At 63.7% G+C, this 13852-nt stretch carries 18 protein-coding genes; 14 read left to right on the forward strand and 4 right to left on the reverse strand.

Features of this window, described 5'->3' with window-relative positions:
• The first annotated feature begins 23 nt into the window (after window positions 1-23).
• Together QU595_RS07520 and QU595_RS07525 are read left to right on the forward strand one after the other, a co-directional pair.
• Window positions 24-1517 (forward strand): leucyl aminopeptidase, encoded by a 1494-nt coding sequence (locus tag QU595_RS07520; protein WP_315920309.1) that lies wholly within the window; start codon window positions 24-26, stop codon window positions 1515-1517.
• 20 nt (window positions 1518-1537) lie between these two features.
• Window positions 1538-1987 (forward strand): DNA polymerase III subunit chi, encoded by a 450-nt coding sequence (locus QU595_RS07525; protein WP_315920311.1) that lies wholly within the window; start codon window positions 1538-1540, stop codon window positions 1985-1987.
• Between the two features lie 39 nt (window positions 1988-2026).
• On the opposite strand, the gene QU595_RS07530 is transcribed toward QU595_RS07525, so the two are convergent.
• The gene (locus tag QU595_RS07530; protein ID WP_315920313.1) at window positions 2027-2497 is read right to left on the reverse strand and encodes a carboxymuconolactone decarboxylase family protein; all 471 of its coding nucleotides are present in this window, start codon (window positions 2495-2497) and stop codon (window positions 2027-2029) included.
• 95 nt (window positions 2498-2592) lie between these two features.
• Between QU595_RS07530 and QU595_RS07535 the strand changes: the two genes are divergently transcribed.
• The 5 genes from QU595_RS07535 (at window position 2593) to QU595_RS07555 (ending at window position 6027) form a co-directional block, all read left to right on the forward strand.
• Window positions 2593-3246, forward strand: coding sequence for a TetR/AcrR family transcriptional regulator (locus QU595_RS07535; RefSeq protein ID WP_315920315.1), 654 nt, complete (start codon window positions 2593-2595; stop codon window positions 3244-3246).
• Window positions 3247-3272: 26 nt separating this feature from the next.
• A complete protein-coding gene (locus QU595_RS07540; protein ID WP_315920317.1) occupies window positions 3273-4124 on the forward strand; it encodes a 23S rRNA (adenine(2030)-N(6))-methyltransferase RlmJ in 852 nt (283 codons plus the stop codon).
• A 74-nt stretch (window positions 4125-4198) separates the two neighbouring features.
• Entirely contained in the window at window positions 4199-4636 is a 438-nt protein-coding gene (locus tag QU595_RS07545; protein ID WP_315920319.1) for a hypothetical protein, read from the forward strand.
• A gap of 20 nt (window positions 4637-4656) precedes the next feature.
• The gene (locus QU595_RS07550) at window positions 4657-5358 is read left to right on the forward strand and encodes a ribonuclease T2 (RefSeq protein WP_315920321.1); all 702 of its coding nucleotides are present in this window, start codon (window positions 4657-4659) and stop codon (window positions 5356-5358) included.
• Window positions 5359-5430: 72 nt separating this feature from the next.
• Complete coding sequence (locus QU595_RS07555) at window positions 5431-6027, forward strand: glutathione S-transferase (RefSeq protein WP_315920323.1); 597 nt, start codon at window positions 5431-5433, stop codon at window positions 6025-6027.
• A gap of 96 nt (window positions 6028-6123) precedes the next feature.
• Here QU595_RS07555 and QU595_RS07560 read toward each other — a convergent pair whose 3' ends face one another.
• Complete coding sequence (locus QU595_RS07560) at window positions 6124-6792, reverse strand: porin family protein (protein WP_315920325.1); 669 nt, start codon at window positions 6790-6792, stop codon at window positions 6124-6126.
• A 388-nt stretch (window positions 6793-7180) separates the two neighbouring features.
• On the opposite strand from QU595_RS07560, the gene QU595_RS07565 reads away from it, so the two are divergent.
• The 6 genes from QU595_RS07565 (at window position 7181) to QU595_RS07590 (ending at window position 11921) form a co-directional block, all read left to right on the forward strand.
• Window positions 7181-7945 carry an SDR family oxidoreductase gene (locus QU595_RS07565; protein WP_315920327.1) on the forward strand — a complete coding sequence of 255 codons (765 nt, stop codon included), beginning with the start codon at window positions 7181-7183 and terminating at the stop codon, window positions 7943-7945.
• Window positions 7942-9987, forward strand: a complete 2046-nt coding sequence (gene uvrC / locus QU595_RS07570) for an excinuclease ABC subunit UvrC (protein WP_315920329.1) — start codon at window positions 7942-7944, stop codon at window positions 9985-9987. Before QU595_RS07565 ends, uvrC begins: the two co-directional genes overlap by 4 nt.
• Before the next feature lie 96 nt (window positions 9988-10083).
• The gene (gene pgsA, locus QU595_RS07575; RefSeq protein ID WP_315920330.1) at window positions 10084-10680 is read left to right on the forward strand and encodes a CDP-diacylglycerol--glycerol-3-phosphate 3-phosphatidyltransferase; all 597 of its coding nucleotides are present in this window, start codon (window positions 10084-10086) and stop codon (window positions 10678-10680) included.
• A 4-nt stretch (window positions 10681-10684) separates the two neighbouring features.
• Entirely contained in the window at window positions 10685-10936 is a 252-nt protein-coding gene (moaD, locus tag QU595_RS07580; protein WP_315920332.1) for a molybdopterin converting factor subunit 1, read from the forward strand.
• A gap of 1 nt (window position 10937) precedes the next feature.
• Window positions 10938-11408, forward strand: coding sequence for a molybdenum cofactor biosynthesis protein MoaE (locus QU595_RS07585; protein ID WP_315920334.1), 471 nt, complete (start codon window positions 10938-10940; stop codon window positions 11406-11408).
• Between the two features lie 93 nt (window positions 11409-11501).
• Window positions 11502-11921: a YbaY family lipoprotein gene (locus QU595_RS07590; protein WP_315920336.1), complete on the forward strand. Its 420-nt coding sequence runs from the start codon at window positions 11502-11504 to the stop codon at window positions 11919-11921.
• A gap of 58 nt (window positions 11922-11979) precedes the next feature.
• Here QU595_RS07590 and ndk read toward each other — a convergent pair whose 3' ends face one another.
• Window positions 11980-12402: a nucleoside-diphosphate kinase gene (ndk, locus tag QU595_RS07595; protein ID WP_315920338.1), complete on the reverse strand. Its 423-nt coding sequence runs from the start codon at window positions 12400-12402 to the stop codon at window positions 11980-11982.
• A 76-nt stretch (window positions 12403-12478) separates the two neighbouring features.
• Window positions 12479-13174, reverse strand: coding sequence for a glutathione S-transferase family protein (locus tag QU595_RS07600; protein WP_315920340.1), 696 nt, complete (start codon window positions 13172-13174; stop codon window positions 12479-12481).
• A 58-nt stretch (window positions 13175-13232) separates the two neighbouring features.
• Here QU595_RS07600 and QU595_RS07605 point away from each other — a divergent pair, with 58 nt between their 5' ends.
• Window positions 13233-13745, forward strand: coding sequence for a DinB family protein (locus QU595_RS07605; protein WP_315920342.1), 513 nt, complete (start codon window positions 13233-13235; stop codon window positions 13743-13745).
• Window positions 13746-13852 lie beyond the last annotated feature (107 nt).

The following is a 13852-nucleotide window of genomic DNA, read 5'->3' on the forward strand; positions in this document are numbered from 1 at the left end:
CTTTCCGAAAAAGCAGAGATTTCATGTCCCAACTTCCCTCCATCTCCTTCGTCAGATTCGCTGTTCCGAAAAAGGGCACCGTGCTCCTGTTGTCGGCCGAGGGGGCGGAACTGGCGGAGACCGCGGCGGCTCTCGACCCCGCGAAAGTGCTGGAGCGGGCAACGGCCGTGGCAGAGTTCAAGGGCAAGTTCGGCTCTACCGTCGAATTGCTCGCGCCGCAGGAAACCAATCTGGACCGGCTGGTTGCGATCGGCGTCGGCAAGGTTTCCGCGCTCGATGAGCATGCATGGGTGAAGCTGGGCGGCGTGATCGCCACGACATTGCGCAATGCCGGCGAGGTGACAGTGCTGCTCGATGTGCCCGGTGCGGCCACGCGCGGCCGGGAGGCGGCCGAACTCGCTTGCGGCATCCTGCTGCGCAGCTACGTCTTCGACAAATACAAGACCAGGAAGGACGACAACGGCAAGGCCGAAGCGAAAAAGCCGGCGAAGATCACGGTCCAGACCGCTGATCCGGCCGGAGCGAAAAAGGCGTTTGCCGACATGCAGGCCGTGGTGGATGGCGCGCTCCTGGCGCGCGATCTGGTCAACGAGCCCGCCAATGTGCTGGGACCGGTGGAGTTCGCCGCCCGTGCAGGCGAGTTGGCCGCGCTCGGCGTCAAGGTCGAAATCCTCACCGAAAAGGAGATGAAGAAGCTCGGCATGGGCTCGCTGCTCGGCGTGGCGCAAGGGTCGTCGCGCGGCGCGCGGCTGGCGGTGATGCAGTGGAACGGGGGCAAGGCGAAGGACAAGCCGATTGCGTTCGTGGGCAAGGGCGTCACCTTCGACACGGGCGGCAATTCGATGAAGCCCGCCTCGGGCATGGAGGACATGAAGGGCGACATGGGCGGAGCCGCCGCCGTGGTCGGGCTTATGCACGCCCTGGCCGCGCGCAAGGCCAAGGCCAATGTGGTCGGCATCATCGGCCTCGTGGAGAATGCCGTCGATGCCAACGCCCAGCGGCCCGGCGACATCGTCACGTCGATGTCCGGCCAGACCATCGAGGTGCTGAACACCGATGCCGAAGGCCGCCTCGTGCTGGCGGATGCGCTCTGGTATTGCAACGACCGCTTCCAGCCGAAATTCATGATCGATCTCGCGACGCTCACCGGCGCCATCATGGTGGCGCTGGGGCAACTGCACGCGGGGCTCTTCTCCAACAATGACGAGCTTGCCGAGCGGCTCTCCGAAGCCGGCCGGCAGACGCAGGAGCGGGTGTGGCGAATGCCGCTCGGGCCGGACTACGACAAGCTGCTCGATTCCAAGAATGCCGACATGAAGAACATCGGCGGGCGTTACGGCGGCGCCATCACCGCGGCGCAGTTCCTCCAGCGTTTCGTCAAGGATACGCCCTGGGCGCATCTGGATATCGCCGGCACCGCGATGGGAGCGCCCGGCAACGAGATCAACCAGTCGTGGGCCTCCGGCTTCGGCGTCAGGCTGCTCGACCGGCTGGTCCGCAACCATTACGAGGGGTGAAGCCCGGGAAAGCTCGAAACGTGGCCGAGATCTTGTTCTACCACCTGACCGAATCGACCCTGGAGGACGCGCTGCCGGGATTGCTGGAGCGCAGCCTCGACCGCGGCTGGCGGGCGGTGGTGCAGACGGGAACGGAGGAGCGGCGGGACGCGCTGGACCAGCATCTGTGGACTTTCCGCGACGATTCCTTCCTCGCCCACGCCACCGACCGCGAGCCGCACCCGACCGAGCATCCGGTTCTTTTGACGACGGGGGCCGAAAATCCGAACGGGGCGAGGATCCGGTTCCTGGTCGACGGGGCGGTTCCGCCGGACCTCGGCGGTTACGACCGTGCCGTTTTCCTGTTCGACGGCCATGATGCCCCCCAGGTCGAAGCGGCGCGCGGCCATTGGAAAACGATGAAGGCCGCGGGGCACGCGGTCACCTACTGGCAGCAGACGCCGGATCGACGCTGGGAACGCAAGGCATAGGCCGGAAGCTTTCAGCCTCTTGTCCGGGCCGGTCGAGGGTCACTGGCCGGCCATTTCCTTCTTGAAGCTGTCGAAATCGACCTGCATGCCGTTGAACACGGTGCTCCAGTGCCGGGTCAGCGCGGAAACGGCCACCGCCTCCTGGATTTCTTCGTCCGTCGCGCCATAGCGCTTGGCGTCCTGCGTGTCGGACCAGATGCAGTAGCTGCAGGGAATCTGTGCCGCGACCGCCAGCGAAATCAGCGATTTCGTTTTTGGCGACAAAGCCGTTTTGTCGTTGAACTGGATTGCCTTGATCTCGGCCCAGGCACCGGGCAGGCCTGCCTTGGGAAACTGCTTCACGAAGGAAGGCACGCCGCCCATCGTGGCCTGGATGTCCTTGACCGCGGCATCGTAGTCGTCGGCACGAGCTGCGCAGGTTGCGACCAGCAGCGAGGCGCAGGCGGCCGCCGGCAGGGAAGCGAGAACGGCTGAGGACACGGCATGAATGCGGAGCATGAAATGCGACATGGTACTCTCCTCTGGCTTCTGATAACCTTACTATGTAAGGTAAGAAGAAGCTGAACCTTACGGCGTAAGTTGTCAAGCGGAAGCTGGAGACGGCAATGGAGCAACCGATCAAGAAAAAGGGAGCGCGTGGGCGTCTTTCGCCCGACATCATCATCGACGTGGCTTTCGAGGTGATCGAGCGGGAAGGGCTCCAGGGATTTTCGACGCGCAAGCTCGCGGCCGCCCTGGGTTGCGAGGCGATGAGCATCTACCACCATTTCCCCTCCGTGGCGCATCTCTTCGAAGCGCTCGTGGACCGGCTGGTCGGATCGCTGGAGATACCGCCATCCGATCTGCCGTGGCGGGAACGGATGCGCAGGGCCATGCTCGACTTCCGCCGCATCGGCCGCGATCATCCGGCCTTTGCGCCTTTCCTCGTCACCTACAGGATGAACTCGCCCGTCTGCCTGGCCTGGCTGAACGGCGTCATCGGGCTTTTCCTCGATGCCGGGTTCGACCGCGAGACCGCGGCGCGGCTGTTCCGGACAACCGGCTATTATCTCATGGGCGCGATACTCGACGAGACGGCCGGCTATGCCAGCGGCCCTTCGGCGGTAACGACCGCGAGCGACGACCAGTTGGCGCGGGACTTTCCGAATGTCCATCTCGCAGGCCGCTTTTTCGGTCCCGCCGAATTCGACACCACCTTCAATCTCGGCATGGAAATGATACTGGACGATATGGAGCGGCTACGCCAGGCCGCTCCATAATCCCCACCAGCAGAGCGATTTGTCCCATGAACTACCGTCACGCCTATCATGCCGGGAATTTCGCCGATGTGGTCAAGCACGTGGTGCTTGCACGGCTGGTCGAATATCTGAAACGCAAGGACAAGCCGTTCCGCGTTGTCGACACCCACGCCGGAATCGGGCTCTACGACCTGTCGTCGGAGCAGGCCGTGCGGACCGGCGAATGGCGCGACGGCATCGGCCGGCTGCTGGACGCTGGGCTCGATCCGAAAGCGGCAGATCTTGTCGCGCCTTATCTCGCAGCCGTGCGGGCGGTCAATCCGGACGGCGCGGTGAAGGCCTATCCGGGCTCGCCCATGATCGTGCGTCACCTGCTGCGGCGGCAGGACCGCCTTTCGGCAATGGAGCTCCATCCCGAGGACGCCGCGCGCCTGAAATCCGTTTTCGAAGGCGATTTCCAGACGCGTGTGACGGAGCTGGACGGCTGGCTGGCGCTCGGTGCGCATCTGCCGCCGAAGGAAAAGCGGGGACTGGTTCTGGTCGATCCGCCCTTCGAGCGCGAGGGAGAATTCGGCCGGCTGGCCGACGGATTGTGCAAGGCTTACAGGCGCTGGCCGGGCGGCATCTACGCCTTGTGGTATCCGATCAAGGACCGCGAGGCGGTGAGGGCATTCCGCAGCGAGCTCGCAGGATCGGGCATCCCGAAACTGCTCGACATCGCCTTCGAGATAAGAGGCCCCGGCCGCGAGCCCCGGTTGGACGGCAGCGGCATGGTGGTGGCGAACCCGCCCTACACGCTGGAAGAGGAACTGCGCACCGTGCTGCCGGCCTTGCTCGAGCGGCTTGCGTTGGACAAGAGTGCCCGATGGTCGCTCGATTGGCTGGCCGGCGAGGAATAGGATCGGACATGGTCCTTCTTGACCGGAACACGGTGAAACCTCACAGTATGCCCCGATATCCGGAGAGGCCCTACATGACTCGCTTTGCCAAGTTCCTGCTTGCCGCCCTGACGGGGCTCAATGTTTCCTTGGCCGCGCCGGCAGTGCGCGCGGCGGACCTGCAAGGCACCTATTACGAAGACAACGGCGTGTGCAGCCAGCCATGGGTGCTGAGCAAGATCACCCACCGCTTTCGCCATCAGGTGACGCATGTGCCGAACCTGCCGCTTGTCGACATCGTCGATTTTCGGCGCATCCAGGAGCGCCGCTATGAGCCGGCCAGCGAGCGTTGGCCCATCGGCCGCCACTATTGCCGTGCCACGGCCGCGCTTTCGAGTGGGGAGGAGCGCCCCGTCTGGTATCTGATCGAGGAAGGGCAGGGCTTCGCCTCGATCGGCGACAACGTGGAATTCTGCGTCGCCGGCTTCGACCGCTGGATGGTCTATGACGGCAAGTGCCGTATCCTGCGCTGACCTGACCAAGCGCCGGACCCATGGCGGCCGCAAGATGGAAATCGGCTGCTGTCGCGCTGACGGCTGCGGTCCTGGCGATTTCGGTCGTCAGCCCGTCCTTTGCCCGCGACAGGAAAGGCTTCCGTCAACAAGAGTCCGGCCAGGTCCAGGACAGCTTCGAATTCTATGTGCTGTCGCTGTCCTGGTCGCCGAGCTATTGCGAGGCCGAAGGTTCCGGCGCAAACCGGCAGCAATGCGATGGCGGGCGGCCTTACGCCTTCGTCGTCCACGGGCTGTGGCCCCAGTTCGAGCGCGGCTATCCGAGCCGATGCGCGACCGACCGGCCGAAAGTCTCGGGGCGGACGCTGCAATCCGTGCTCGACATCATGCCGTCGCCCGGGCTGATCCGACACGAATGGCAGCAGCACGGCACATGCAGCGGCCTGTTGCAGGATGATTATTTCGGTCTCGTGCGCACGGCATGGATGAAGGTGGCGATCCCCGCCGAATACGACCGGCTGGATGGCTATCGCATGGTGGCGCCCGACGACGTGGAGAACGCCTTCCTTCGCGCCAATCCGGGCCTGTCGGCCGACGACATGGCTGTCACCTGCGACAGGCGCTATTTGCGCGAAATTCGCATCTGCATGAGCAAGGACCTGAAATTCCGCTCATGCCCGGCGGTGGCCAGGCAATCGTGCCGGTTGCCGAAAGCGGTGATGCCGCCGGTCCGTGGCGGATAGTTTTTGAAGCGCTGGCAGTTGCCTCGCATGGGGCGCTCGCTAGAGTGCCGCGACTTCAACCGGGAATGAAACATGCCAAAGCTGCTTTATGCCTCAGCCTCGCCGTACAGCGCCAAGGTGCGCATGGCCGCTGCCTATGCTGGGATCGCCATCGAACTGGTTCCGACCAAGACCGATGAGGCGCCCGCGCCGCTCCTTGCGGCAAATCCGTTGGGCAAGATTCCCGCGCTGGTGCTGGATGACGGCGGTTCGGTCTTCGACAGCCGCGTCATCACGCAATATCTGAACCGCCTTTCGAAGAACGCGCTTTTTCCGCGCAATCCGGACAAGCGCACCGAAGCCGAGGTTCTGGAGGCGCTGGCAGACGGCATTTGCGACAGCGCGCTGCTGATCGTCTATGAGCGCCGCTACCGCGACGAGGACAAGGTCTCGCAGGCCTGGATCGACGGGCAATGGGGGAAGGTGACACGCGCCCTGGACCTGCTCAACGCCAACCCGCCCAAGCTGCCGAAGAAGATCACCGTCGGCCAGATCGCGTTGCGCGCCGCGCTGGGCTATCTGGCGCTGCGATTCGCCGGAAAATGGGAGAAGGGGCGCGGCAGGCTGGTGCGCTGGGCCGCCCGCTTCGACGAGAAGTTTCCCGAGCTCAAGGCTGCCGTACCTTCCTGACGGCCGCGGAACGGGCGGCAGTTTGCCGCAAATGCATTGCGCAAAGAAAAAAGCCGGGCTTTCGCCCGGCTTTTCCATCTTGGCTTGAAGCCGAGATTAGAACTTCATACCGACGCCGAAGGTGATGCGGTTGTCGTGGTCCTTGACCTTGCCGACGTTGCCGACGTCAAAGGTCTTGGAGCCGTAATCGGTGTAGCGATACTCGACGCGACCGAAGACGTTGTCGGTGAACTTGATGTCGGCGCCGGCGCCGGCCGTCCAGCCGAACATGCCCTTGCTCTGGCTGTCGCCGCTGAGCTGGTCGGTGATCTTCAGGCTCTCGCCAGCGCCACCGGCCGTACCGTAGAGCAGGATGTCCGGGCTGACGGAGTAGCCGAGACGGGCACGGATCGAGCCCTCGAAGCCGGACTTCGACTTCCAGTCGTCAGCCGAGCCCTTGCTGCCGTTGTAGCCCAGATCGCCTTCGACACCGTACACGAAGTTGTCCTGCTGCCAGTTGTAGCCGGCAAAGGCGCCGCCGATGAAGCCATCGGTGTGGATGTTGGTGCCCACATCCGGCAGCTTGGTGCGGCCGGCGAAGCCGTAGCCGACGCTCAGACCGGCATAGGGACCGGCCCAGGAAGCGACGGGAAGCTCAGCAACCGGAGCGGGTGCCGGCGGCTCTTCCTGGACAACGTCGGCGGCATAGGCGGGGATGGTGCCCACCAGGGCGAGGAGCCCGAGCGCCGCTGCGGCCGGCCGAGCGAATTTGAAAGTGGTCTGCATTGTTCTACTCCTTGAGCCACAGAAACTGGCTTTCTCGCATGAACGACCGAGCCCGCCGTGGGGAGGAAACGAGTTCGTCGCTCATCGGTTCCGGAATCTGGTGATGAAATGCGGCCGAAGCGAACCTGAATTGAGGAGTTTAGCAGGCAGAAATGAGGCAGAAATATGTCGTTGCATCTGTGCAACAACGAAATCCGGGAAGAACGCCTGCCTGCGCTGTAGCGCCCTTGGCTCAAGGGATTGCGAATCCTATATCGGAAACGCACCGTCGACAAAAAGCGCAAAACCGGGCGCGAAGCAAGCGCTTTCGCCACAATCTCGCCGCAGGAACAAATGGAATTTTACGAAGCCGCTCCACATTTCCCGGATCGCCTCCCGGGGGCGAGCCATGAATGAAGTTGCAGGAACGGTGCTGGTGACCGGCGGCGCCAGGCGAATCGGCCGGGCGATCGTGGAAGACCTCGCAGCCCACCGCTTCGGCGTCGCCATCCACACCAACGGATCCCGCGCTGAAGCGGACAGTCTGGCCCGCTCGATCGTCGCTTCGGGCGGGCGCGCCGCCGTCGTGGAAGCGGACCTTACCGACATGGCAGCCGCCAGCCGCCTTGTTCCCGAGGCGGAAAAGGCGCTGGGTCCCGTCTCGTTGCTTGTCAACAACGCCTCGGTGTTCGAGGAAGATTCGGTGCTGGATTTCACCGAGCGCGGCTGGGACAGGCATTTCGCTGTCCACGTCAAGGCGCCCGCGGTGCTGGCGCGCGCTTTCGCCGAGGCGCTGCCGCAGGACATGAAGGGGCTGATCGTCAACATCATCGACCAGCGTGTGTGGCGGCCGACGCCGCGCTATTTCTCCTATGCGTTGTCGAAATCGGCGCTTTGGGCCGCCACGCAGTCCATGGCGCTGGCGTTGGCGCCGCGCATCCGGGTCAATGGCATCGGTCCCGGGCCGACATTGAAGAGCGCGCGCCAGAGCGACGCCGACTTCCAGGCGCAGCTCGACGGACTCGTGTTGGGACATGGACCGCAACTGACGGAATTCGGCGCGACGATACGCTATCTTTGGCAGGCGGAGTCAGTCACCGGCCAGATGATAGCGCTCGACGGGGGGCAGCATCTTGCGTGGCAGACCCCGGATGTGACAGGCATTGCGGAATGACTTCCATGGATTCCAAGCGCAAGGCGCGCGGCATCGCCGCGGACGGCGATGTTCCGCCGGACGTCGAACTCGACGACGAGGACGTCGGGCAGGGTGACGCGCCTGCCGGCCCGGACGTCGCGTTCACCGCCGTCGACTGGACCGCACAGCGCGACGAGGAAAGCGGCAAGGTCGGTGCCGAGGTGATCCAGGCGCTGGTCAAGCGCCTGCCCAACCAGCCCGGCGTCTATCGCATGATGAACGCCGCCGGCGACGTGCTCTATGTCGGCAAGGCGCGCAGCCTGAAGAAGCGCGTCACGCAATATGCGCAGGGGCGGTTCCATACCAACCGCATCGGCCGGATGGTACGCGAGACGGCGACGATGGAATTCGTCGTTACCCGTACCGAGATCGAAGCTCTGCTTCTGGAGGCTAACCTTATCAAGAGGTTGCGTCCCCGGTTTAATGTCCTTCTACGGGACGACAAGTCCTTTCCCTATATTCTCCTGACCGCGGACCACCCGTCGCCAGGCATCTACAAGCACCGCGGCGCGCGCTCGCGCAAAGGCGACTATTTCGGCCCCTTCGCCTCGGCGCAAGCGGTCGGCCGCACCATCAATTCGCTGCAGCGCGCCTTTCTGCTGCGCAGTTGCACGGATTCGTTCTATGAAAACCGCACGCGTCCCTGCCTGCTGTTCCAGATCAAGCGCTGCGCCGCGCCTTGTACCGGCGAGATATCGCATGCGGGTTACGCCGAGCTCGTGCATGAGGCCAAGGACTTTCTCTCCGGGCGCAGCCAGAAGGTGAAGACGGAAATTTCGGCCGCCATGCAGGAGGCTGCCGAGGCGCTCGATTTCGAGCGCGCGGCGATCTTTCGCGACAGGCTCGCGGCACTGTCCCATGTGCAAAGCCACCAGGGCATCAATCCGCAATCGGTGGACGAGGCGGATGTCTTCGCCATTCATCAGGAAGGCGGGCAGGTCTGCATCCAGGTGTTCTTTTTCCGCACCGGCCAGAACTGGGGCAATCGCGCCTATTTTCCGAAGGCCGACCCGGCCCTGGAGGCGTCCGAGGTGCTGGGTTCCTTCCTGGCGCAGTTCTATGACGACAAGCCGGTGCCGCGCACGATCCTGCTGTCGCATGCGGTCGAGGAGCAGGAACTGCTGACCGAGGCGCTGTCCACCCGCGCCGGCCGCAAGGTGTCAATCACCGTGCCGCAGCGCGGCGAGAAGAAGGACCTGACGGATCATGCCCTGCAGAATGCGCGTGAGGCGCTCGGCCGCAGGCTGGCCGAAACCTCCACGCAGGCACGGCTGTTGGCGGGTCTGGCCGAGACGTTCGGTCTGGAAAAGGTGCCGACCCGCATCGAGGTCTACGACAACTCCCACATCATGGGCACCAATGCGGTCGGCGCGATGATCGTCGCCGGTCCCGAGGGGTTCGTCAAAAACCAGTACCGCAAGTTCAACATCCGCTCCACCGATATCACCCCCGGCGACGATTTCGGCATGATGCGGGAGGTGATGGGACGGCGGTTTTCCCGGCTTCTGAAGGAGCACGGCGAGGCTGACGCCGCCGACGCGGCCGACGAGGAGGCCAACGGCTTCCCGGCTTGGCCCGACGTCATCCTGATCGACGGCGGGCAGGGCCAGATGTCGGTCGTGCGGCAGATGCTGACCGATCTCGGCATCGAGGACCGTGTCGCCGCGATCGGCGTCGCCAAGGGGCAGGATCGCGACGCCGGCCGCGAGCGCTTCTTCGTGCGGGGGCGGGACTCCTTTTCGCTGCCGGTTCGCGATCCCGTGCTCTATTTCGTGCAGCGGCTGCGCGACGAGGCGCATCGTTTCGCCATCGGCTCGCACCGCGCCCGCCGCCGCAAGGAGATGGTCAAGAGCCCGCTCGACGAGATCGCGGGTATCGGCCCGACGCGCAAGCGCGCTCTTCTGCTGCATTTCGGCACCGCAAAGGCCGTCAGCCGCGCCGCCATGGAGGATCTGATGAATGTGGACGGTATTTCAGAGTCCGTCGCGCGGCTGGTCTACAATCATTTCCATGAGAAATGAGGCTTTGCCGGACTTTTGACCGGCCATTCGATTTTCTTGTGTTGAACCATGCACCCGCATCTGGTTTGAGATATGTCCATCCAGAGTCGGTAGATCATGGCGAAGCGCGCGTTCAACCTGCCCAACATCCTGACTTACGCCCGTATCCTTGCGGTGCCGCTGGTCGTGCTGTGCTTTTTTCTGGAAGGGCATTTGAAGTCGAGCGACTTCGCGCGCTGGTCGGCGCTGGCCATTTTCCTTCTTGCCAGCATCACCGACTATTTCGACGGCTATTTCGCGCGCGCCTGGCAACAGACGTCGAACATCGGCAAGATGCTTGACCCGATCGCCGACAAGTTGCTCGTCGCCACCTGCCTGCTGCTTCTGGCCGCCGACACGGACCGGCATGCGGGCATCGCCGGCTGGTCGCTGTGGGCGGCCATCATTATCCTGTGTCGCGAGATTCTGGTCTCCGGCTTGCGCGAATACCTGGCGGCGCTGAAAGTGTCGGTGCCGGTTACCAAGCTCGCAAAATGGAAGACGACGATCCAGATGGTCGCCATAGCCTTCCTGCTTGCGGGGCCGGCGGGCGACAAGATCTTCCCGCTGACCACGCAACTGGGAATGGTGCTGCTGTGGGTTGCGGCGGTCGTCACGCTATATACGGGCTATGATTATTTCCGCGCCGGCCTGAAGCATATCGTCGACGAGTGAAGCGATGAAACTGATTTATTTCGCCTGGGTGCGCGAGCGGATCGGCAAGTCGGAGGAAGACGTCGAACTGCCGGTCGGCATCGAGACGGTTGCCGATTTGCTGCACTGGCTGAAGGCCCGCGGCGACGGCTACGAACAGGCCCTGCAGCACCCGCAGGTCATCCGTGTCGCCATAGACCACGAGCATGTCGCGCATGGCGAGCGCCTGGCCGGTGCGCGGGAAATCGCGCTGTTCCCACCCATGACCGGCGGTTGAGATGCCCGGCGCCATAGTTCCCGTCGTGCGCATACAGGCCGGGGATTTCGACGTGGCGGCCGAAATCGCAGCGTTGAGCGGGGGCCGTGCCGATGTTGGCGCCGTGGTCACCTTCACCGGTCTGTGCCGTGACGAAGACGGACGCCTGGCGGCGCTGGAACTCGAGCATTATCCCGGTATGGCCGAAGCCGAGATCGGGCGCATCGCTGCCGAAGCCGCCCAGCGCTGGCCGTTGCAGGGGCTGACCGTCATTCACCGCTTCGGACGCATCGCGCCGGGCCGCAACATCGTCCTGGTGGTCGCCGCGTCCAGCCACCGGCAGGCTGCGTTCGAAGCCGCGAATTTCCTGATGGACTATCTGAAATCGCGCGCGCCCTTCTGGAAGAAGGAGCATCATGCCGACGGCACCGAAGGCGACTGGGTGGAGGCCAAGGAAGCCGACGATCGCGCCGCGGAGCGCTGGAAGTCTTAATTTTGCTTAATAATTTATCCGAATAATACCTTTCGGCCGCCACGCTTTGTCCGCAATCCGGACGCCATTTTTCCCTCCGCAGGAGGGCGCGACATGCTGGACCGGATCGCTGAATTCTTCATTTTCGGCTTCGCGCCGCTCATGGCGGGCATACTGACGGCGCCCGAGGTCCACCCGGCTTCCGAGCACGTGCTGAAGGGCAAGGTCTGGTACCCGGATCATGTCAAGCTGCCCGCGAACGCGATCCTGACCGTGCAGTTGAGGGACCTGTCGTCAGGCGATCGGCCGGATGCGGTCATCGCCGAACAGCAGATCGGTATAGACGGGGAGCCGCCGATCCGATTCGCGCTCAGGTTCCGGCAGTCGGCCATCAAGCCCAGGATCGGCTACGGCTTACGGGCGCATGTGAGCGCCGGCAACGAGATGCTGCTGGTCGACCAGTTCCTGCGTGAGGTCGACCCCTTGACCGATTCCGAGCGGATCGTGCTGCTCGCGAAAACATCCGCGAAATGAAAAAGCCGGGCAGGGGCCCGGCTTTCTCGGCTTCTTCCAGTGGAAAGATCGCGGCGGCTCAGCCGACGATCTCGGTGTCGGAGAACCAGTAGCGGATTTCCTGCGCGGCGGTTTCGGGAGCATCCGAGCCGTGCACCGAATTCTCGCCGATCGACAGGGCATGCACCTTGCGGATGGTGCCTTCGTCGGCGTTCGCCGGATTGGTCGCGCCCATCACTTCGCGGTTCTTGGCGATGGCGTTCTCGCCCTCGAGCACCTGGACGATGGTCGGGCCCGACGACATGAACTCGACCAGTTCTTCGAAGAAGGGGCGGCCCTTGTGGACGGCGTAGAAGCCCTCGGCCTCTCGGCGGCTCATCCACACGCGCTTGGAAGCCACGACGCGCAGGCCGGCGTCTTCCAGCATCTTGGTGATGGCGCCGGTCAGGTTGCGGCGGGTGGCATCCGGCTTGATCATGGAAAAGGTGCGTTCGAGCGCCATGGGTCGTCCTTCTGGTACGGGGATTGCTGTGTGGCGGGCTCTATACAGGCCGCCCGGCGCATTGCCAAGGGGCAGGTCAGGCGGCGGCCGGCACCGCCCGGCCGACCCCGCCATGCAGGTCGAGGCAGCGCTCGAACCAGTTCCTGACAAGCGTGTCGTCACGATCCAGGAAGGCGTAGGACGATATCACGCGCACCCACTGCATCGCGCCGAACACGATATAATCGGCAAACAGCGGCGATTGCCCGCCGATGAACGGCTGGAACTCCAGCATGCTGCGCAGCGGCTCCAGTCTCTTGCGGAACGCGGGCAGATGCGCGTCGCGCTCGGCCGTGGCCCCCTCCAGCGTCTTGCCGTAGCGCGCTTCACGGCTTTGGCGGAAATAGATCCTGTTTTCGGCGTCCTGCGCCCGGAGCAGTTCCATCAGCGCTGCGGAGCCCAGGAACGGGTGCAACCGGGTTTGCAACCAGCGCTCGACGAAGCGCGCGACGGCTTTGCCGCCTTCGCCGCCGAACAGGCTCGGACGGTCCGGATAGGCTTCCTCCAGATAAAGCGCGATGTCGAAGGAATCGGCTATGACGCGATCTCCGTCGCGTATGACCGGTATCGTCTTCGACACTCCGTTTTCGACGGCGGGAACCTCGATGAAACGCGTCGGTATGGTGCAGAAATCGAGCCCCTTGTGCGCGAGCGCCATCCGCACTTTCCAGCAATGCGGGCTGTAGGGCCGGGATTCGTCGACGCCGACAAGATCGTAGAGCAGAATGGTCATTGGCTTTTCCTGCGTGCCGGCGTTAGACCGGGGCCGTCGAAGCGGCGGGAGAAAATGAATGAAGCGTCATTTCATGATGTTTGCGGCCTACAATCAATGGGCCAACGCGCGCATATACGATGCCGCCGGGGATCTGTCCGACGAGGAGTTCGGCCGCAACGTCGGCGCCTTCTTCGGGTCCATGTCGGGCACGCTGAACCATCTGCTTGCGGCGGACCGCATCTGGATGAAACGCTTCACTGGGGAAGGGGATGCGCCGGCGGCGCTGGACACCCTCATCCACAAGACGTTGCCCGCGCTTCGCGCTGCCCGTGAGGCCGAAGACAGGCGCATCGTGGACTGGGTGGGGAACCTCAGCCCCGAAGAACTGGCCGGCCGGTTCACCTACATAACCGTGACCGACGTGCGCACCGTCTCGCAGCGGCTGTCGCCGGCGCTGGATCATTTTTTCAACCACCAGACCCATCATCGGGGCCAGGCGCACATGATCCTGACGGTGCTTGGGCGCCCCTCGCTGACGCTCGACCTGGTCTATTTTCAGCGCACCGAGGAAGGGCGCCAGTTTGCGTAAGCGTCGTGGCTGAATAACAACCGGATATTTTCAATTATAGTAAATTGTCCGCCTCGGAATTAACGAGTCGTGGCGGGGTAATTAGTTCCATTGTTGCGCATATTCTT

Source organism: Mesorhizobium sp. SP-1A (assembly GCF_032460275.1).
In the GTDB taxonomy this organism is placed as follows: Bacteria; Pseudomonadota; Alphaproteobacteria; order Rhizobiales; family Rhizobiaceae; genus Mesorhizobium.

Coding starts and splice junctions, on each gene's coding strand:
- uvrC (WP_315920329.1), top strand. CDS start 7,942: ATGACTTCCATGGATTCCAAGCGCAAGGCGCGCGGCATCGCCGCGGAC.
- QU595_RS07550 (WP_315920321.1), top strand. CDS start 4,657: ATGGCGGCCGCAAGATGGAAATCGGCTGCTGTCGCGCTGACGGCTGCG.
- QU595_RS07600 (WP_315920340.1), bottom strand. CDS start 13,174: ATGACCATTCTGCTCTACGATCTTGTCGGCGTCGACGAATCCCGGCCC.
- pgsA (WP_315920330.1), top strand. CDS start 10,084: ATGGCGAAGCGCGCGTTCAACCTGCCCAACATCCTGACTTACGCCCGT.
- QU595_RS07590 (WP_315920336.1), top strand. CDS start 11,502: ATGCTGGACCGGATCGCTGAATTCTTCATTTTCGGCTTCGCGCCGCTC.
- QU595_RS07605 (WP_315920342.1), top strand. CDS start 13,233: ATGAAGCGTCATTTCATGATGTTTGCGGCCTACAATCAATGGGCCAAC.
- moaD (WP_315920332.1), top strand. CDS start 10,685: ATGAAACTGATTTATTTCGCCTGGGTGCGCGAGCGGATCGGCAAGTCG.
- QU595_RS07530 (WP_315920313.1), bottom strand. CDS start 2,497: ATGTCGCATTTCATGCTCCGCATTCATGCCGTGTCCTCAGCCGTTCTC.
- QU595_RS07555 (WP_315920323.1), top strand. CDS start 5,431: ATGCCAAAGCTGCTTTATGCCTCAGCCTCGCCGTACAGCGCCAAGGTG.
- QU595_RS07540 (WP_315920317.1), top strand. CDS start 3,273: ATGAACTACCGTCACGCCTATCATGCCGGGAATTTCGCCGATGTGGTC.
- QU595_RS07585 (WP_315920334.1), top strand. CDS start 10,938: ATGCCCGGCGCCATAGTTCCCGTCGTGCGCATACAGGCCGGGGATTTC.
- QU595_RS07545 (WP_315920319.1), top strand. CDS start 4,199: ATGACTCGCTTTGCCAAGTTCCTGCTTGCCGCCCTGACGGGGCTCAAT.
- QU595_RS07535 (WP_315920315.1), top strand. CDS start 2,593: ATGGAGCAACCGATCAAGAAAAAGGGAGCGCGTGGGCGTCTTTCGCCC.
- QU595_RS07520 (WP_315920309.1), top strand. CDS start 24: ATGTCCCAACTTCCCTCCATCTCCTTCGTCAGATTCGCTGTTCCGAAA.
- QU595_RS07565 (WP_315920327.1), top strand. CDS start 7,181: ATGAATGAAGTTGCAGGAACGGTGCTGGTGACCGGCGGCGCCAGGCGA.
- ndk (WP_315920338.1), bottom strand. CDS start 12,402: ATGGCGCTCGAACGCACCTTTTCCATGATCAAGCCGGATGCCACCCGC.
- QU595_RS07560 (WP_315920325.1), bottom strand. CDS start 6,792: ATGCAGACCACTTTCAAATTCGCTCGGCCGGCCGCAGCGGCGCTCGGG.